The 18,048-nt window shown below is 74.2% G+C and carries 19 protein-coding genes; 3 read left to right on the top strand and 16 right to left on the bottom strand.

All coding sequences use genetic code 11. The annotated features are described in order from the left end of the window. Window positions 1-92: 92 nt before the first annotated feature. The gene (locus tag NDAS_RS06175; protein WP_013152283.1) at window positions 93-752 is read left to right on the top strand and encodes a TetR/AcrR family transcriptional regulator; all 660 of its coding nucleotides are present in this window, start codon (window positions 93-95) and stop codon (window positions 750-752) included. 257 nt (window positions 753-1,009) lie between these two features. Here the strand turns inward: NDAS_RS06175 and NDAS_RS06170 are convergent, their stop codons facing one another. Genes NDAS_RS06170 through folP form a run of 3 tightly spaced genes read right to left on the bottom strand, consistent with a single transcriptional unit; the run spans window position 1,010 to window position 3,349 of the window. Further along, a complete protein-coding gene (locus tag NDAS_RS06170; protein WP_081461702.1) occupies window positions 1,010-1,783 on the bottom strand; it encodes a pyrimidine reductase family protein in 774 nt (257 codons plus the stop codon). Further along, entirely contained in the window at window positions 1,765-2,475 is a 711-nt protein-coding gene (locus tag NDAS_RS06165) for a class III extradiol ring-cleavage dioxygenase family protein (protein ID WP_013152281.1), read from the bottom strand. The genes NDAS_RS06170 and NDAS_RS06165 overlap by 19 nt, the downstream gene beginning before the upstream one ends. Window positions 2,476-2,488: 13 nt before the next feature. Continuing rightward, a complete protein-coding gene (gene folP / locus NDAS_RS06160; RefSeq protein WP_013152280.1) occupies window positions 2,489-3,349 on the bottom strand; it encodes a dihydropteroate synthase in 861 nt (286 codons plus the stop codon). A gap of 458 nt (window positions 3,350-3,807) precedes the next feature. Between folP and NDAS_RS06155 the strand changes: the two genes are divergently transcribed. Continuing rightward, a complete protein-coding gene (locus NDAS_RS06155; protein ID WP_013152279.1) occupies window positions 3,808-4,647 on the top strand; it encodes a TetR/AcrR family transcriptional regulator in 840 nt (279 codons plus the stop codon). Between the two features lie 15 nt (window positions 4,648-4,662). Further along, window positions 4,663-5,916: an FAD-dependent oxidoreductase gene (locus NDAS_RS06150; RefSeq protein WP_013152278.1), complete on the top strand. Its 1,254-nt coding sequence runs from the start codon at window positions 4,663-4,665 to the stop codon at window positions 5,914-5,916. A gap of 116 nt (window positions 5,917-6,032) precedes the next feature. Here the strand turns inward: NDAS_RS06150 and NDAS_RS06145 are convergent, their stop codons facing one another. The 13 genes from NDAS_RS06145 to NDAS_RS06090 all read right to left on the bottom strand — a co-directional run bounded on the left by NDAS_RS06145 (window position 6,033) and on the right by NDAS_RS06090 (window position 17,954). Beyond that, entirely contained in the window at window positions 6,033-7,052 is a 1,020-nt protein-coding gene (locus NDAS_RS06145; protein ID WP_013152277.1) for a glutathione S-transferase family protein, read from the bottom strand. Window positions 7,053-7,167: 115 nt separating this feature from the next. Then, a complete protein-coding gene (locus NDAS_RS06140) occupies window positions 7,168-10,542 on the bottom strand; it encodes an OmpA family protein (RefSeq protein WP_013152276.1) in 3,375 nt (1,124 codons plus the stop codon). Window positions 10,543-10,558: 16 nt separating this feature from the next. After that, window positions 10,559-10,960 (bottom strand): TadE/TadG family type IV pilus assembly protein, encoded by a 402-nt coding sequence (locus NDAS_RS06135; RefSeq protein ID WP_013152275.1) that lies wholly within the window; start codon window positions 10,958-10,960, stop codon window positions 10,559-10,561. Further along, entirely contained in the window at window positions 10,957-11,367 is a 411-nt protein-coding gene (locus NDAS_RS06130) for a TadE/TadG family type IV pilus assembly protein (protein ID WP_086000753.1), read from the bottom strand. Before NDAS_RS06130 ends, NDAS_RS06135 begins: the two co-directional genes overlap by 4 nt. 20 nt (window positions 11,368-11,387) lie before the next feature. Continuing rightward, window positions 11,388-11,714, bottom strand: coding sequence for a TadE/TadG family type IV pilus assembly protein (locus tag NDAS_RS06125; RefSeq protein WP_041552445.1), 327 nt, complete (start codon window positions 11,712-11,714; stop codon window positions 11,388-11,390). A gap of 38 nt (window positions 11,715-11,752) precedes the next feature. After that, the gene (locus NDAS_RS28835) at window positions 11,753-11,923 is read right to left on the bottom strand and encodes a hypothetical protein (protein ID WP_013152272.1); all 171 of its coding nucleotides are present in this window, start codon (window positions 11,921-11,923) and stop codon (window positions 11,753-11,755) included. A 27-nt stretch (window positions 11,924-11,950) separates the two neighbouring features. Then, window positions 11,951-12,712 (bottom strand): type II secretion system F family protein, encoded by a 762-nt coding sequence (locus NDAS_RS06120; RefSeq protein ID WP_232051645.1) that lies wholly within the window; start codon window positions 12,710-12,712, stop codon window positions 11,951-11,953. A gap of 128 nt (window positions 12,713-12,840) precedes the next feature. Further along, on the bottom strand, window positions 12,841-13,734 hold the full coding sequence (locus NDAS_RS06115; RefSeq protein WP_013152270.1) for a type II secretion system F family protein: 894 nt from the start codon (window positions 13,732-13,734) through the stop codon (window positions 12,841-12,843). Continuing rightward, on the bottom strand, window positions 13,722-15,080 hold the full coding sequence (locus NDAS_RS06110; protein ID WP_013152269.1) for a CpaF family protein: 1,359 nt from the start codon (window positions 15,078-15,080) through the stop codon (window positions 13,722-13,724). Before NDAS_RS06110 ends, NDAS_RS06115 begins: the two co-directional genes overlap by 13 nt. Continuing rightward, window positions 15,077-15,850 (bottom strand): P-loop NTPase family protein, encoded by a 774-nt coding sequence (locus NDAS_RS06105; RefSeq protein ID WP_013152268.1) that lies wholly within the window; start codon window positions 15,848-15,850, stop codon window positions 15,077-15,079. Before NDAS_RS06105 ends, NDAS_RS06110 begins: the two co-directional genes overlap by 4 nt. Continuing rightward, entirely contained in the window at window positions 15,850-16,524 is a 675-nt protein-coding gene (locus NDAS_RS06100) for an SAF domain-containing protein (RefSeq protein ID WP_041552444.1), read from the bottom strand. The genes NDAS_RS06105 and NDAS_RS06100 overlap by 1 nt, the downstream gene beginning before the upstream one ends. A gap of 21 nt (window positions 16,525-16,545) precedes the next feature. Next, window positions 16,546-17,412: a hypothetical protein gene (locus NDAS_RS06095; RefSeq protein ID WP_013152266.1), complete on the bottom strand. Its 867-nt coding sequence runs from the start codon at window positions 17,410-17,412 to the stop codon at window positions 16,546-16,548. Continuing rightward, entirely contained in the window at window positions 17,406-17,954 is a 549-nt protein-coding gene (locus NDAS_RS06090; protein ID WP_013152265.1) for a hypothetical protein, read from the bottom strand. The genes NDAS_RS06095 and NDAS_RS06090 overlap by 7 nt, the downstream gene beginning before the upstream one ends. Between the last annotated feature and the right edge of the window lie 94 nt (window positions 17,955-18,048).

The following is an 18,048-nucleotide window of genomic DNA, read 5'->3' as shown; positions in this document are numbered from 1 at the left end:
GACGCGCGGACGGCACCGGTCCCGGCCCGCGAACGCCCGGATGGAGGCGACCGCGGATTTTCATCGGCCGTTACCTGGGCATAACGTGCCCCATGGGTGAGCGAGCACGGAGGGGCACGGGGACGACACCGCCGAGGACGGGGCGGGGGCGCACGCGCGACCCCAGCCTCACTCCGCGGGCGATGGCGGCGGCGCTGGCCGAGTACGGCAGGGCGGGTTGGGCCGCGTTCACCCTGGACGGGGTGGCCCGCCGGGCGGGGGTGGGCAAGGCCGCCCTGTACCGGCGCTGGCCGACCAAGGAACGCCTGCTCGCCGACGCCATCGAGCAGCACACCCGGCCGCCCGCCGCGGCCGACACCGGCAGCCTGCGCGGCGACACCCGCGCGCTGGCCTCGGCCCTGCTGGACCACTTCCTGGCCCCGTCGGGCTGGGTCACCCTGCGCGTGGCCGTGGACGCCACCACGGGGATGGAGACCTTCGTGGGACTCCAGGAACGGCTGGTGCGCGTGCACCGCGACGGGATGGCGGACATGGTGCGCAGGGCCGTCGAACGCGGCGAGCTGCCGCCGGGCGCCGACACCGCCCCCTTCACCGAGGCGCTGTACGGGACGGTCCTGGTGCACGCGCTGACCATGGGCCCCGGCCAGCGCGAACGCGCCCGCGAGCACGTGGACGAGCACGCGTTCCCGCTGGCCGACTTCGTGCTGGCCCCGCTGGTGGACGGGGTCGGGACGGGAGCGGCCGACCGCTAAGGGCGCCGGTAGCCGAGCGGCTGCGCTCCGGCCCGCCGACCGCGAGGAGCGCCGGTGACCGCACGGGGTCTCGGCACCGCTCCGGAACCGGGTCCGCCGACCGCGGAGGAGTCCCGGCGCGACCGGTCCCGCCCCGTGGAGGGGCCGACCCCGCGGAAGGGCCGCCCGGGGTCCGCCACGGGTACCGGGCCCGCCGAGCGGTCGGCGATCGCTCCCGCCGGGGCCCGTGGAAGGCGCTCCGCGCGCGGGCCCGGCGGTCAGCTCGGCGGGCGCAGCCAGCGCTGGAGCAGGGTGCCCTCGGACTCGATGAGCACACCGGGCACGAGCGGCGCGTCGGCCGCCGTGCCGACCGCGACGCGCTGCTGGACTCCCCCGGCCATCAGCGGGACGACCGTCAGGCACATCTCGTCCAGCAGACCGGCCGCGGCCACGTCGGCCAGCAGCCGGGGCCCGCCCTCGCACAGGATCCGGGGCAGTCCGCGCCGTACCAGGGCCCCGACCGCCGCGCGCAGGTCCACGCGCTCGCGCCCGCACACCAGCACGCGGTCCTCGCCCAGGGTGCGGCGCGCCCGGTCCAGGGCCTCGTTCCCGGCCGCCCCGCAGGTCACCAGCAGCACCCCGCCGCCCTCCCCGGCCGGCTCGGCCAGCAGCGGCGGAACCCGTCCGCTGCCGCTGACCACGGCGATCTCGGGCCGGTCGGCGCGGCCCTCGGCGACGGCGCGGGCCGCCCGGTCGCCGGTACGCGGGCCCGTCCTGCGGTAGCCCGCCTCGCGCGCGGTTCCGGCGCCGACCAGGACCACGTCGGCCAGGTCGCGCAGGAGCGTGAACACCACCAGGTCGGCGGGGGTGTTGAGGGCTTCGGTGCGGCCGTCGTTCCCGGCCGCCGCACCGTCCAGGCTGGCGACCATGTTGGCGCGCAGCCACGGCCGGTCGGGGTAGGCGTAGAGCCGTTCCAGGGCGGAGGCGTCCAGGGTCTGGCCCGGGGAGGCCGCGCCGGGGGCGGCGTCGTTCATCAGCAGCCGCACGGCCACACCGCCACGAAGTACATGACCCCGAAGGGGTCGTCGGCGTAGAGCACCCGCGGCCGCGCCGGTTCGCCGCCCCGGCCGTCGTCGGCGTCGGCGGCGAGCGCGTGCGCCATGACCTGGAGCGCGGCCCGGCCCTGCGCCATCAGCTCGGCGGCCGGGGCCGGGTCCAGCCGGGCCAGCCCCTCCCAGTCGCCCTCGGACAGGCGGCGGCGGACCTCCTCGTCGAAGGCGAAGGCGCGCTCGTCCGGTCGCACGAGGGCCCTGTCGCCGCGCCGGGCGCTGCCGTCGCCCATGACGAGCAGGCCGATCCGTCCGGTGCGGGCGGCGATCCGCCGCCCCAGCTCCTCCACCTCGGCGGCGGAGGCGCCCCAGGCCACGGTGAGCATCTCCACGCGTCCGCGGTAGCCGACGGTGTCGAGCAGGCGCCGCGCCACGCCCAGGCTCGGCGGCAGCGTCCGTTCCCGGGGCACCCGCCTCCCCGTTCCGCCGAACTCGCGGACCGGCACGAGCGCCTCGGCGTGCTCGGCCGAGACGTCGTGCCCGCCGACGACGACGAGGAGGTCCGGTTCGGCCGCGGCCAGGGCCTTCACCGCGGACTCGCACTCCTCGCGCAGTTCGGCGAGCGGGTCCAGGCCGCCGCCGAGCTCGCGCAGGAGCAGCGGCGGATGCGGACAGACGGCGGTCGCGACGATCACGCTCTCCCCTCCCTCACACCAGTCCCCGCACGGCCCGCGCGGGGGGACGGACCCCGCGGATGCTGGCGACCATGTCCAGCGTCTGCCGCGTCTGGGCCACCTCGTGCACGCGGTAGACCTGCGCCCCGTGCCAGGCGCACACGGCGGTCGCGGCGAGTGTGCCGGTCAGGCGCTCGCCGACGGGAAGGTCCAGGGTCTCGCCGACGAAGTTCTTGTTGGACAGCGACACCAGGACCGGTCGGCCGGTGGCGGTCATCTCGTCCAGGCGCCGGGTCAGCTCCAGGGAGTGCCAGGTGTTCTTGCCGAAGTCGTGCGCGGGGTCGATGATCGCCGACGCCGGGTGCACGCCGAGGGAGACCGCGCGCTCGGCCAGGGCGACCGTGTCCTCGACGGCCGAGCGCACCACGTCCTCGTAGCGCGTGCGGTGCGGCGGGGTGCGCGGGGCCACGCCGCCGGTGTGGGTGCACACCAGGGCGGCGTCGAACTCGGCGGCGACCTCGGCCAGCTCCGGGTCGTACCCGCCCCAGGCGTCGTTGAGCAGGTCCGCGCCCGCCTCGCACACCGCCCGGCCCACGGACGCGCGCCAGGTGTCCACACTGATCACCAGCTGGGGGAACTCGGCGCGGACGGCAGCCACGAAGTCGACCACGCGGCGCTTCTCCTCGTCGGCGTCGACCGGCTGACCATAGCCCGCGGTGACGCCGCCGATGTCCACGATGTCGGCGCCCTCGGCCACGACCCTGCGCACGCGTTCGAAGGCGGGACCGTCGTCCCAGGTGGCACCGCTGTCGTAGAAGGAGTCGGGGGTGCGGTTGACGATCGCCATGACCAGCGTCGTGTCCGCGTCGTACTCCCGACCGCGCAGTCTCAGCACCGGCCGCTCACTTCCCTCTGTCTCCCTGTCGGCGTCGGACCGGCCGCTCGACCGGCGGGGCGAGGGCGGCGGTAGCCGGTGCCCGCACCGGCCCTCGCGCACGGGACCCTCCCCCCAGCGGCCAACACTAGGGCACGTCCGCCCGAGGGGGTCCGGCGACGCGTCCTTGCCCGCGCGCAGGGCCCCGTCGCACACGCGGCTCTCCGGCGGCGTGTCCGTGCGGTGGCCGTTCACGGCCGCGGGCGGGAAGGCGGACGGCCCCGGACCCGCCGCACGAGCCCGGGGCCGCACCGCGGCTCTGGGCTCGCGGAGCACAGGGGCAACAGTTCCGGTCGGCCCCTCAGCCGGGGCCCGGGCCCGCCGGGAGCGCGGACCGGACCGGCTCGGACCGGCTCCGGCGCTTCGAGGGCGAGGGGTTTCCACCCTTCCCTGATACTCGCCTACGTGTTACCTTTGCCATGATGTCAGAGCTCAACAGTCCACGGATCCCGACCGGCCTCGTGAGCGCGGCGGTCCGCGCCTCGGAGAACCTGGGGAAGGACGTGGCCGACGTGCCCCTGATCGCCATCGCGGAGGAGGCGGGGATCTCCCGCAGCACCCTCCTGCGCCGTGTGGGGGGTTCGCGCCGGGCCCTGGACGAGGCGGTGCGCGCCTCGGGCGTGGACCCGGGCGGGCAGCGCCCCGTCCGGGAACGCGCGGTCGAGGCGGCGGGCGGCCTCATCAGCGAACAGGGACTGGCCGCGGCGACCCTGGAGGCGGTCGCCGCCTCCGCCGGGTGCTCGGTGCACAGCCTCTACGCGACCTTCGGCGGACGGGACGAGCTGCTGCGCGCGGTCTTCGAGCGCTACGGCCCGATCCTGGACCTGGAGGCGGTGCTCAGCGGACCGGCGGGTGACCTGGCCGACCGGGTCCGGGCGATCTACCGCCTGTTGGGCAAGGCCTTCAGCCGCGAGCCCCGGGTGCTGCCCGCCATGCTCGCCGACGTGTTCGCCCGCCCCGAGGGACCCACCTCCGACCTGCTCGTCCGGTTCTTCTTCCCCCGCCTGCTCGCCGGACTGGGCGGGTGGCTGGCCGGGGAGGTGGCCGCGGGCCGCGTCCGCGACCTGACGGTCCCCCTGCTGATCCAGCAGATGCTCGCCCCGATCGCCGTGCACTGCATGCTGCGCCCGGCCCTGGACAGAGTGGAGGGTGTGGAGTTCCCCGGGATCGAGGAGGTCAGCGCGGTGTTCGCCGAGTCCTTCCTGCGCGCCGTCGCGACCGATCCGAACACCGCCGACACGTCACCACAATCGCCCTGAACGAGCGGAGTCGCCATGAGTGAACGCACGAGCGAGCGTACGACCTGCGTGGTCGTCGGCGGCGGCCCCGCCGGAATGGTTCTGGGCCTGCTGCTGGCCCGGGCCGGTGTCGAGGTCACCGTGCTGGAGAAGCACGCCGACTTCCTGCGGGACTTCCGCGGGGACACCGTGCACCCCTCCACCCTGGAGCTGCTGGAGGAGCTGGGCCTGTACGAGCGGTTCGCCCGGCTGCCGCAGAGCAGGCTGGACGAGGTGGCCTTCCCGCTGGGCGGGTGCCGCACCGTGACCGTCGCCGACTTCCGCAGGCTGCGGGGGCTCGCCCACCCCTACATCGCGATGGTCCCGCAGTGGGACTTCCTCAACCTCATCGCCGAGGCGGGCGGCGAGGAGGCGGCCTTCACCCTGCGGATGGACACCGAGGTGACGGGGCTGCTGCACGAGTCCGGCCGGGTGGCGGGCGTGCGCTACCGGGACCTCGACGGCGACGGGGAGATCCGCGCCGACCTGACGGTGGCCTGTGACGGGCGGTGGTCGCTGGCCCGCCGCGAGACGGGTCTGGTGTCCCGGGAGTTCCCGGTGGGGATCGACGCGTGGTGGTTCCGCCTGCCCCGTGAGTCGGGTGACCGCGCGACCCTGACCCCGCGTGCGGCCCCGGGCAGGTTCGCCGTGGTCATCCCGCGTGAGGGCTACCTCCAGATCGCCTACATCGGCCCCAAGGGCACCGACCGGGAACTGCGCGCACGCGGGATCGGGGCCTTCCGGCGCGACCTCGCCGAACTCATGCCGGAGCTGGCCGACCGGGTGGGGGCCCTGCGGTCCATGGACGAGGTCAAGCACCTGGACGTGCGGGTCAACCGGCTGCGCCGCTGGCACGTGGAGGGCCTGCTGTGCATCGGCGACGCGGCCCACGCGATGTCCCCCCTCGGGGGCGTGGGGATCAACCTCGCCGTGCAGGACGCCGTGGCCGCCGCGACACTGCTGGCCCGGCCGTTGAAGGGGCGCTCGCTCGCCTCCCGCGACCTGGCCGCGGTGCGCAGGCGGCGGATCGTGCCGACGGTCGCGGTCCAGACGCTCCAGCGCCTCATGCACCGGGGGCTGGCCGAACCGATCATCAGGGGCGAGCGGCAGGGTCCGCCCAAGCCCGTGCTGGCGGCCCTGGACCGCATGCCCTGGTTGTCGTTCGTGCCCGCCTACCTCATCGGCAAGGGCCTGCGCCCCGAGCACATACCAGGGTTCGCCCGCCGCGGCCCCGCGCGCGCGGCCCGTTAGCGGCGGCAAACCCGCCATCGCGGTTCAGGGCCACTGGCGTCACACCGGCCACGGTTCCGGTACGTCCACCAGCGGATCGGAGACGCGCCAGGAGGGGTGCGGCCGGGGCGCGAGGGTCAGGAGATGTCGGGGACGCGCTCGCCCCTCGGAACCGGCCCCGGGGAGGTCCCGGCGCCGAAGGGGCTGCCGCCCAGCTCCTCGCGGTGGTGCGGGGTGAGCCAGCCGCGCGGATCGGGTCCTGCGGCGATGATCCGCGTGGGGTTGATCCCCGTGTGGACCCAGTAGTAGTGGATCCGGACGTGGTCGAGGTCGGTGGTGTCGCCGAACCCCGGCGTCTGGAACAGGTCGCGGGCGTAGGCCCACAGCGCCGGGTACTCCGACAGCTTGCGGACGTTGCACTTGAAGTGGCCGTGGTAGGCCGCGTCGAAGCGCACCAGGGTCGGGAAGAGCTTGATGTCGGCCTCGGTGATCGAGTCCCCGACCAGGTAGCGCCGACCGGAGAGGCGCTCCTCCAGCGCGTCCAGCCTGGCGAAGACGGCGGCGACCGCGGCGTCGTAGCGCCTCTGGTCGGGGGCGAACCCGGCCCGGTACACGCCGTTGTTGAGGTCGGTGTAGACCTCCCGGGACAGGGCGTCGATCTCGTCGCGCAGCGCGGACGGGTACAGGTCCGGGGCGCCGTCCCTGACCAGGCCGCCCCACTCGGTGTCCATGTCCCGGACCAGCTGGTCGAAGTCGTTGGTCACCAGGTGGCCGCTCTCCACGTCGACCAGGCCGGGGACGCTGACCCCGCCGTCGTAGGAGGGGTCGCGCGCCAGGTAGGCCTCGCGCAGGGCGTGGATGCCCAGGACGGGGTCCCTGTCGCCGGGGCTGCCGGTCGCCTCGGTGAACACCCAGTGCGGGTCGCCCTCGATGACCTCCTGGCGGGGGTCGGTGACGGCCAGGGAGACGGCCTGTTCCAGACCCATGAGCCGACGGGTGATGACGACCCGGTGCGCCCAGGGACAGGCGCGGCTGACGACCAGGCGGTAACGGCCCGGCTCGGCGCGGCGGCCGAAGCGGCCGTCTGCGGTGACCCGGTCGGCGAAGGCCGCCGGGTCGCGGGTGATCTCCTCGGTGGGCATCTGGTTGGCCCTCATCTGCGACCCCCTCGTCACGCTGGCGGGACGCGGCCGGAGCCGCGCACACTGTCCGTGCAGTGTACGGAGTCGGCTCCGGCCGTCCGCGCCACGACACCTGGGTGCGGGCCCCGGGTCAGGAGTTGTCCCTGGGGCGCCAGCTCCTTCCGCGTCCCGCCTTCTTGGGCTTGCGGAGCAGGGGCCGGGACGGCTGGGACCCGTCCGACTCCCCGCCCTCGGTGTCCGGCACGGGGTGCTCGGCGACGGCTCCGGCGGGGGCGGTGGCGTTCCTGCGTTCGGCCCTGGTGCGCCTCTCCATGCGCTCCGCGCGGCTGGTGAGGGGCTCGGCGCCGGACGCGGCCGCGTTCTGGGCGCGGGCGCGGGCCCGCTCGGGGCGGGCGGGCTGGTCCGGGAGCGGGAGCTGCTCGGACCGCGCCGCCGGGGCGGACGGGGACGCCTGGGCCGCCGGAGCGGACGCGGTCCCGCTCGGCTTCGGGAGGCGGGAGCGCACGGCGCGTTTGGCGGCCTTGCGGACGGGGGCGGTCTCTTCCTCGGAGGCCGTCTCCTGCTGGGCGGGCGCCGTGCGCGTCTGCTGGGACGGGCGTTGGGCGCGGGCTGGAGAGGCGACCACCGACGGAACCGTGCCGGTGCTCGGACGCCCGGGGGCGGGCCTGGCGGGCTCGGGCTCCGGCTCACGCCGCTCGGCGGCGGGCCTGGCGGGGACGGCCTCCTCGGACGTGGGGCGCTGGGCTGGGGGCTCCGCGGGTGCGTTCTCCTTCGGCTGTTCCGTCCGTGCCGGAGCGGTGACCTGGGCGGACGCGTTCTCCCGGGGCTCGGCGGGCTCGGACGCGGTCTCCTCGGGCGCGCGCTGTTCCCGGGTCGCGGACGGCGCGGGCGCGGACAGCTCGGCGGCGTACTGTTCGGCGGAGGGCCGTTCGGACGGGGAGGCCACGGGGGCGCCCTCCTCCCGGGCGGACCGCTCCGACGCACTCTGCTCGGGCGCGGACTCCTCGGCGGCGGCCTTCTCCGGAGCGGGTGCGGAGGCGGTGGGCCGCGCGGACTCGGACGGTCCCGTCACGGTCTCCCGGGACACCTGTTCCTCGGCGGCGAGCTGTTCGAACGCGGACGGCCGGGGCTCGGCCTCCTCGGCGGCGGACGGCTCGGGGGCGGAGCGGTCCGCTCCGGTGCCCGCGGGTTCCGCGTCCGCGGACGATCCGGAAACCGCCTCCTCGGAAACGGAGGGTGCGGACGAGGAAGGCCGCGTCGTGCTCTCCTCCACGGCGGGCCGCCCGATGACGGAACCGTCCGACCGGGTGTCCGGCCGCGTGGAGACCTCCGACGCGGCCCCGAAGCGGGCCGTGTCGTCCGGCTCGGCCTCGGACCACAGTGCACCTGGCCGCTCGGGCACGGACGGCGCGGCCTCGGCCGACTCGGTCTCGGACCGGTCGGTGTCGGCCTTCCCGGCCGCGGGCGCGTCGGTCTCCCAGAAGTCGGTGTTCCAGACGTCGGCGTCCCAGAAGCCCTCCTCCGAGGCGTCGGCCGCCTTGGCCTTCCTGATCCCCTTGGTCCTCCTGGGCTTCGCGGCCGCCTCGGCCCTCTTCTGGTCCTTCTCGCCCACAGCGGCATCAACCGCATCGACTGACTCGGTCGACTCGGTCGACTCGGTCGACTCAGCCGTCTCTACCGGCTCGTTCGCCTCCGCCGTCTCAACAGCGGTCTGCTCCCCCAGGGCGCCGAGGAACGGCTCCGCGAAGGAACCGGCCTCCTCCAGCGCGACGTCCGGGACGGTCTCCGCGGCGGCCTCCGGGCTCGGCACCCGGTCACCGGTCTCCTCCAGGGCGGGCGAGGAGTGGCGGTAGGCGCGGACGGCGTCCATGACCTCCTCGGCGGTCGCGCCGGGCCAGGAGCAGTGGAAGACCGGGTTGAGCGGAGGGCTGGTCTCGGTGATGAGACCGTCCTCCTCGATGACGCAGCTGCCCCCGAGCGGCCAGCGGCCCAGGACCACGGCCGTGATGCCCTGCTGCTGCCCGTGCAGCAGCAGACCCGACAGCGCGGTCTCGTGCTCGGAGGTGGGCGAGGTCACCAGGGCCAGGGGCGTGTGCGGCCGCTCCCCCGGTTCCTCGACGATCTGGTGCAGCTCGCGCTGGAGGACGGTCAGGGCCTCCTCCATCGTGCCGACCATCCGCACGGGCTCGCAGGGATGCGCGCGCAGCAGGTCGCGGCCCCGGTCGCCCACCAGGCGGGCGGCCTCGGCCTCGGTGAGCAGCACGCGCACGGCGTCGCCGTTGAGGCGGTCGAGCGCGTTGACGATGAGGCGCCGGGCGGCCCCCGCCGCACCCGGCCCGGTGATGCCGAGGCCGGGCACGTGGTCGAGTTCCACCGTCACCCGCTCGTCGATCTCGTCCCCGGGGGTGGGGCGGGGCGGCGGGGCGGTCAGGGCCAGGCGGCGGGGCGCCCTCGGCAGGCGGGGCAGGCTCAGGCTGACGCCGGGCATCCGGACGCCCCGCTTGCCCAGCAGGTATCCCCCGGCCAGGCCCGCGAACGCCACCGCTCCGGTGACGGCGCCGTCGGGGATCTCCACGACCAGCACGTTCTCGCCGTCCCCGGCGGCCTCGGCGGCGGCAGCGGCCGCCGCCTCCACGGGGTCGTCCTCCTCGACGGGGGCAGCGGTCTCCCCGGCACCGGCACCGGGGTCCGGCGTCTCGGCGGCCATCACACGCGACTGGAGGGAGGTCGGCTGCGGAACGACGGTGTAGGCGACCTCGGCCCTGCGCTGGGCGGCGGCGCCGCCCTCGCGGGGCTGCTCGGAGCCGACGCCCTCCACCTCCATCTCCGGGGCCTCCTCGCCCAGGACCTCGTCGAGGTGGTCGGCGACCGCCTGGGCCCGGCGCTCGGACAGCTCCTGGTTGGTCTGGGCGTTCCCGCTGGGGTCGGTGTGGCCGGTGATGCGCACGGGCGTCTCGGTGTCGCCGTAGGAGTCGATCATCTCCGCGACCGGTGCGAGGTCGTCGCGCATCTGCTCGGTGAGCTCGGCCGAGCCGACGCCGAAACCGGAGACGGTGCGCACCCGCTCGACGGGCTGCGCGGACGGGGCCTCCTCGGGGGCGGGGGGCGCGTCGGCGTCCTGCTGCCCGTCCGCCTCGCGGTCCTCCTGCGTGGTGACGGTGTCGGCGAACGCGGTGGCCGGGGCGACCGCCACGGTTCCCACGGCGGCCGCCGCCACCACCTGGAGCGGCCCGAGGGGGCGCAGCCTGCGGGGCATGCCGCGCAGGCGGGCGAAGGTCTCCACGACCAGTCCGGCCGCGTACAGACCCCACAGGGCCCACAGCACGGTGATGAGCAGGGCGGTGAACACACCCGGCGGCAGACGCCAGCCGCGCAGGTGGGCCGCGGCCACGGCCCAGGAGTCCGGCAGCTCCGGCCAGGGCAGATGCCACAGGAGCAGGTAGGGGATGCCGAGCAGGATCGCCGCTGCGAGCAGGAGGGCGCTCAGCCGTCGGATCTGGGTCATGTCCGCCTCACTGGAGCTAGGGAGTCGGCTGGGTGTGGGGACGTGCGGTGGCCGTGGCGTCGACGGTGGTCGAGCCCATCGGTAGGAGGGTGAAGGAGTAGTCCACCGAGCAGGTCACGGTCACGGTGTCGCCGCTGACCGCGACCGTACCGGTGGCACCGGCGGCGTTGAGGAAGGACTGCGCGGCGGCGGAGGCCGCCGAGGGGTCGAGGGCGACCTCGTTCGTGCCCTCGCGGTAGGAGGACCAGTCGAGCTGCTGGACGCCCGCACGCGCGGCCTCCTGGGCCAGGGTGGCGGCCTCGTTGCGGGCGCGCATCAGACCGCCGCCGTCGGTGACCAGGCCCAGGCAGAGGAGGAAGGCCGAGGCCAGGATGGCGACGAACGCCGTGGTCTGGCCCCTGTCGTCCGTGCGTCTCACGGCTGCCCCCTGAAGGTGTCGACGACGACGGTGGCGTCCCCGGTGATCGTCATGGTTCCGGGGACGCCCAGCCCGGTCAGGCCGCTCAGTCCGACGCGGCACTCGACCACGGCGGTGACCGCCCCTCCGGGGGTCAGACCGCCGTGGTCGAGGGTGACGGAGTGGTCGCCGCAGACCAGGCCGTTCTCGGCGAGGGAACTCGCCGCGGTACTTGAGGCCGCTCCCTCTGCGGCGGCGACGCTGCGTTCGAGGGAGGCCGCCCGAGCGGCGGAGTGCGCCACCTGGTCGGCGGTGGAGTTGGCGTCCGCCACCCTCCCGGCGAGCACCATGAGGAGTGCGAACGCCAGGAGGGCGGGGGTGAGGAGCGCCAGTTCCACCGAGGCCGAGCCGCGGTCTCCCTGTCCCATGTCAGCGAGCTGTCGAGGGCTCACGGAGCTGCCTCCAAGGGAACGAAGCGCTCCACGGGCGCGGTGACCTCGTGTCCCACCGGCCAGCTAAAGCCGGGGATGAGAGTGGGCACCTCAGCGTCCACCACCACGCGTACCTCCTGCGCGCTGCGGTTGACGGACACGTCGAGGCCGGAGAGGAAGGAGCTTCCTCCTACCTCGACCACCGACGTGCCACCACCGGCCGTACGCGACTGCTCAGCAGTCCTCCGAGCGATGTCGGCGACGACGTTGTCACCATGCATCCACAGAGCCGTCTGGATGACCAGCAGGACCAGGAGCAGCAGCATGGGCGTAGCTACGGCCATTTCCGCACTGCCACGATCGTCTCGTGAAAGGGTCAAAGTCAGCCGCCGGAGATCGAGCCGATCTCGGACGCCACGCGGGCAGTGATGGCACCAGCGATCCCAACCGCGGCAAGAACGAGGGCTGCCGTGATGATCACCGTTTCGGTGGAGTAACCATCGTCCCTCCGGCTGAGCAAGAGGGAACTGAGGTAGGCGGTGATGCGTTGCATCTGGGATCTCCATAATGTGTTGGATGCTCATGCGCTGAACATGATGTTGCTCATTGCCGGATAACCCAGCAAAGCTAAGAACCCGGCAAAAAGCAGGATCACCGGCAGGCTCATCCGCTCTGTGGCGGACTGAGCCTCGGCGTCCATTTCGGCAAGGAACTGAGTGCGCAGTGTCTTAGCTTTGGCAGCCAGGGAACTGCGAATGCGGGCACCGTCAGCACCGGCAAGCTGGAGACTGGCCGCCAGTTCGGCAAACTCTGGGGTGTCGTAACGTTCACCAAGGTCGCGCAACGCGGTCCAAGGGGATTGGCGCATGAGCGTTGCCTGGCGCAGGCTCTCCCGGATACGGGCCATGGCCCATCCGTTGCCCGCCGCTCCGGCGTCAGCGAGAGCACCGTTGACGCCCGCTCCCCCGGCCAGAGACACTACGACCAGATCAGCAAAGCTTGCCAAGGCACGGCGCATTTGTTCCCGACGCTTATTCGCTTCATCCCGCAGGGACATATCGGGTGCGGACCAGGTGCCAAGAACGAACAACACCCACACGACCGCTGCGACAGTCGCGGACGGCCGGATTCCGGCCAAGGCAAATATGCTCCCCAACAACGGTGGCAAGGCCAAGCCCAGAAGCAGACTAGTGAACTTCTCGGCGAGGTAGGACTCTGGTGAGCGTTCGCACACCATCAAGTTTCGCCGGGTGCGGCGCCCTGGCATACCGAAGCCTTCCATGATCGGAACACCGATCTTTCCCAGGCGAATCAGTACTCCGGCATCCTGGTCCGTGACCATGACAGGCCTGGGAGGAGGCGGAGCGGCCAAGCGTTCAGCGAGTGTCGGGCGTGCCCAGCGGGCGGCGAAAAGTGCCCACAGGGCCAGCCCGATGGCGGCACCCGCAAGAGCAGCGGCCAAGTTGGGAGTCATCGGAGAGCCTCCGAGGCGTAAGGGGACGAGGATCCAGGAGAAAGCACTCTCGGCCCCAAATCGAAGCGGGACATTCTGGACAGCCAGACCAAAGCACCCGCCCACAGGCCCCCGATACCCGCGAGGACCACCTGTCCTAGGAAGCCATCAAAAGGCTCTAGGTAACCGGGATTGAATGCCATTAAGAGCGCGGCCATACCCACGGTCGTACCGACGATGATCCGGGTGGAGGTGCGCAGCCTGGCACGGCTCGCCGCCACCCTCACCAACATCGCCGCCTGTTCACGTGCGGCCTCCGCCAGGCTTCCGAGCAGCGTGCCCAGGTCGGTGGCGTGCCTAGTGGCGGCCGTGCTCAGAGCGGCAGCAACCAGATCAGCGGTGGGGTTGTCCACCTCGTCCGCGAAGGCCCGCAACGCACCCTGCGTGGGCTGACCGGCCCGCAGCCGCTCCGCCAGCCTGGCGACCGGTTCCCTCACCGGCTCGGGCGCGATGGGCACCGTGGCGGCCACGGCCTGGTGCAGACCGGCCGCACCGGCCATCAGGTCGCGCAGCATCTCGGTCCAGGCCGCGACGGCCTCGACCCCCGCCACCTGTTTCTCATGACCGCGGTCGGGACCCAGCACCGCCGGGCCCCACCAGCAGCCCGCGGCGGCGAGCACACCGGCCACCGGCCACCCGGTGACGAACCAGACCAGCAGGCCGCCGACGACCGCAGCGACCAACCTCAACGGGCGCTGGCGGCCGAACAGGAGCGCCCGCCACTGCGGAACCCGCGAGGTACGCGAGTTACCACCGGACGCCGCCAGCGACGCCAGGGCCAGCCACAGCCCCGCGCCGAGCAGGACGCCCGCGGCGGCGACGAGCAGAACAGGAGTCGTCACCGTGCCCACCCCACTGTGTCCGGGCTCAGCATCGCCGGGTCGAACCCGGCCTCGGCCAGGGCGTCGAGCGTGTTGGGGCTGGGCGGCGCCGCGGGCAGGGGCCCGTTGCGGTCGCGCCGGTAGATCTCGTTGGAGACCACGTTCTGCCCCTCGGCCCCCACCACCTCGCGCACGCTCGTGACCATGCGCCCGCCCGTGGGCAGCGCCGACACGTGCACGACCAGGTGCACGGCGGCGGCCACCAGGGACGCGGTGGCGTCCAGGGGCAGGCGCTCGGCGGACTGGGCGGCGTAGGCGCCCAGCTTGGTGAAGGCGCCCGCGGAGTTGGCGGCGTGCAGGGTGGTGAGGCTGCCGTCGTTGCCCTGGCTCATGGCGTTGAGCAGCGGGACGGTCTCGTGGCCGCGCGTCTCACCGACGATGACCCGGTCCGGCGACATGCGCAGGGCCGTGCGCACCAGGTCGGCGATGGTGATCTCGCCGACGCCCTCGACGTTGGCCGGTCGGGCCTGGAGGGCGACGCAGTCGGGGTGGGCGTCGCGGTCGCGGTCCAGCCCGAGTTCGAAGACGTCCTCGATGGTGACGAGGCGTTCGTCCACGGGGATCTCGGCGGCCAGGGCCCGCAGCAGGGTGGTCTTGCCCGCGCCGGTGCCGCCGGTGATGACCATGTTGCGGCGGGAGCGCACCCCCGCGCGCAGCAGGGCGACCAGGGTGTCGTCGATCGTGCCCAGTCCGTGGAGCTGTTCGAGGGTGGTGCGGCCGTAGCGGTGGCGGCGGATGGACACCGAGGGCTGCCGGGCGACCTCCATGACCGCGTTGAGGCGCTCGCCGCCGGGCAGCTGCATGTCGAGGATGGGCGCGCCCGGGTCGAAGCGGCGCTCCCCCGTGGCGGACTCCGACGCCAGGCGCCGGACCAGGGCGACGACCTCGTCGGGGTCGTCGAAGAGGGAGTCGTGCCGCTCGCGGCTTCCGTCGGCGCGGCGCACCCACACGTGCACGCCGTTGATGTTGATGTTCTCGATCCCGGGATCGTCCAGGAGCGGCTGGAGGGGTCCGAGCCCGCACACCCGGGCCAGGGCGCCAGCGGCGACGGAGGCCTCGGTAGTGGCGTCGAGCACCTGCCTGCCCTCGGACAGGGCGCGGCTCGCGTCCTCGTCGAGGATCTGGGCGATGACGCGTTCGGCGCGGGCGCGGTACTCCTCGGGCGTGTCCTCGGGTTGGCCGCGGGTCTCCTCGCTGAGCCGCCGGGTGGCCTCGGTGACGGTCCGCTCCACGCGGTCGGCCACGGTGCGGGCCCGGTCGGTGTCCAGGAAGTAGCCGTCGGTGATGTCGTATCCGGCGTCGTGTCCGCTGCTCATGCGTGGACCCCCGTCGCCTCGGGCGCGGGCGCCGGGGCTCCGCCGCCGTCGGCCGGCTCAGCGGGGCGGACGCCCTCGGCGAGGTCCTTCGCCAGACGCGCCGCCGCCTTCAGCAGGGGCCTGCGCTGCGGCTTGCGCGGGTTGGCCTCCCCGCGCAGGAAGGCCGCGGAGCGCGCGTCGTCGGGGAGCCGCCCCCACACGCCCGGGCCCAGCGCGCCCTCGATCTCGCGGACGTTGCCGGAGCCGCCGACGACGACGGTGCGCAGGCGCGGCAGGCTGCGGGTCAGGGCCTCGGAGGCCTCCTTGGCCCGGCGCAGCTGCGCCAGGTCGTCGGCGACGAGCAGCAGTGCCTCGTCGGCCCACGTGGCCAGTGCGGCGGCGGACGCGCCGGGGGTCAGGCGGCCCAGGTCCAGGACGACCGCGGGCCCGTCTGCGGAGACGAGCACGCCGGGGTTCTGGGCGAGCAGGCGCACGGCGCCCTCGGCGCGGTCGGCGGTGACGGGCGCGTGGCACACCGACAGCCCTCCGGGGAGGATCTGGGTGTGCGCGGCCAGGTCGGCGGAGGCCCCGCCGTGCCGGGCGGCGGCGGCCAGGCCGGTCAGGCCGGGGTCCGGCTGGAGGCGGCGCCAGGTGGCGACGTCGCCGCCGGAGGCGTCGGTCTCCACCAGGACGGCTCCGGCCTCGCCTGGCCAGACCGCGGCCAGTGCCATGGCCGCGCAGGTGACGCCGGGTGCTCCGCCCAGGGAGAAGAGCGCCACGGTCCGGGGCATCACGCGCCTCCCCGCGGGTTGACCTGGACGACGCTGACCCGCTCGACGGCGGCGGCCGAGGCGATGGCGGCGGCGTCGGCGGAGGACGCGACGAGTTCGAGTTCCACCGAGCCGTCCTCGGCGGCGGAGGGCTGGACGTCGCGCACGAGCGCGCGGTAGGCCTCGACGCCGCCGCCCGTGGCGCCCTCCTCGGGGTGGACCACCACGGAGACCGCGGCGCCGGGGCCGATCGAGGCGGGGAAGCGGCCCACGCGCAGGGCCACACCGAGCACGGCGCGGTCCCGCTCGGGGAAGGCGGCCTCGGTGCCCAGGGCGGCCTCGGGGAGGAGGCCGCCCTCGGTGACGGGCACGGTGAGGGTCTGGCCGACGGTCGCCTCCAGGCGGTCGGCGCCGACGAAGGAGACCCCGTCGGCGACGGAGATCCGCGCGACCCGCAGGTCCTCCGCGGTCACCACGTGGCCCGCGGGCAGGTCGGTGTCGGCGACGAGCACGCCCTGCCGGTCGTCCATCTGCTCAAGGGCCACAACACCGGTCAGGCCGCCCGCGGTCATCATGCCCAGGGCCAGGACCAGCCACCGCCAGCGGCGGGGTCCGCTGCCCAGGAGCCGCACCGGAGGGGTCTCCCCCTGCCGCGGGGAGGCCGCGGGGGCCGGTGCCGTCTTCGTGTCCACCACGTCTGTCGTCTTCTTTCGGTGTTAGCGGTTGCCGGTGCCGGTGACCAGGCCCTGGGATTCGGCCACCTGGAGTTCGACCTGCGAGGTCGTGGTGAGCGGGTCGAACTCGCCCGTCGCGCCCTCGGCGAACTCGCCCTCGGTGATCTCCCAGCCCACGTTCCATCCGACCTGGACGGTGACGGGGTAGGCGCCGCCGGGCTGGCCGTCGGAGGGCAGGGTGTAGACGTGCCCGCAGTCGGGGGAGGCCGACTCGGGGTCGTGCACGGCCGGGTCGAAGGGCGTCCCGGGGCCCTCGCAGCTGATCTGCGTGCCGTCGCCCAGCGTCCAGACGGTGGAGACGGGGCTGGCGCTGACCGTGAAGGAGGAGTCCTGGAGCTCGGCGGAGGCCTCGGTGGCCTCCCAGTCCTGGGACTCCACCCACAGCCACACGGGGGTGTTGACCAGGACCAGGGAGTCGCTGCCCGGGGAGGTCTCGATCCGGGGCGGGGGCAGTTCGAAGGAGGCCATGGCCTCCTGGAGGGCGGTGACCATGTCGGTGCCCTCCTGCCCCTCCTCCCCGTCCTGCTCGTAGTCGATGGACTCCCAGTCGATGGCGCTCCAGTCCACCTGGGACCAGTCGATCGCGTCCCAGTCGACGTGGGCGTAGGGGTCGTCCTGGGCTCCGGAGCCGCCGGAGCCCCCCGAGCCGCCCGAACCGCCGGAGCCCTGCTGGCCCGCCTGGCTCTGCCACCAGCGCAGCAGGATGGAGCAGCCGTTCCCGCCCGAGCTGCCGCACTCGATCTGGCCGAGGAAGGAGCCGTCGTCGGCGTGCGCGGGGGCGGTGGCGGCTCCGGCCGCCAGCAGGGTCAGTACCGCGGCCGTGGCCGTGGGTCGTACGAGTCTCAGCATGATCCCGCTTCCCAGATCCTGAGGTCGGACACGCGCCAGGCGAGTCCGTCGTGAATGAGTGTGGCCTCGACGAGGCGCGGGCCCTGCCCGGAGGAGGCGCCCATGCCGAGGTTCCAGCCGGAGTCGTCGAGGCAGTCGTCGACCGTCGCGCTGTCGGGTCCCTCGACCGCGGCGACGGGGTCGAGGACGGGTTCGCCGGTGACCTGGGCACCGGCGGTACGGGCCCCCTCCAGGGCCGCGCTCATGAGGGCGTAGGCGCCGCCCACGGCGTAGTCCCGGAGTTCGGGGGGAACCTCGCCGCCCTCGTGGGAGGCGGCCACGACCGTGTCCCACATGCCGGTGTAGGCGGCGAGCGCCGCGGCCTCCTCGTCGCCGGACGGGGCGGCCGGGGAACTCGGTGCGGCCTCCGCCCCGGAGACCGCGCCCTCGGAGACCCCGCTTTCGGAGGATGAGCAGCCCGCCGCCAGGGCGAGGACCGCACAGCATCCCGCGATCGCGGCCGCGCGCGGGACGGCGCCGGTTCTTCTCACGGCTGTCGTCATCGGTGCGTTCTCCACTGCCGGGGAAGGGGAGGGGTGGTGCAGCATGGCGGAACCGACCCGGTGAACGGGCCCTTTCCCTTCCGACGAGGGGCGG

This window comes from Nocardiopsis dassonvillei subsp. dassonvillei DSM 43111 (assembly GCF_000092985.1).
GTDB classification, from domain to species: Bacteria; Actinomycetota; Actinomycetes; order Streptosporangiales; family Streptosporangiaceae; genus Nocardiopsis; species Nocardiopsis dassonvillei.
Note: the sequence above shows the minus strand (reverse complement) of the source record. Positions and strands in the feature narration are given on the sequence as shown.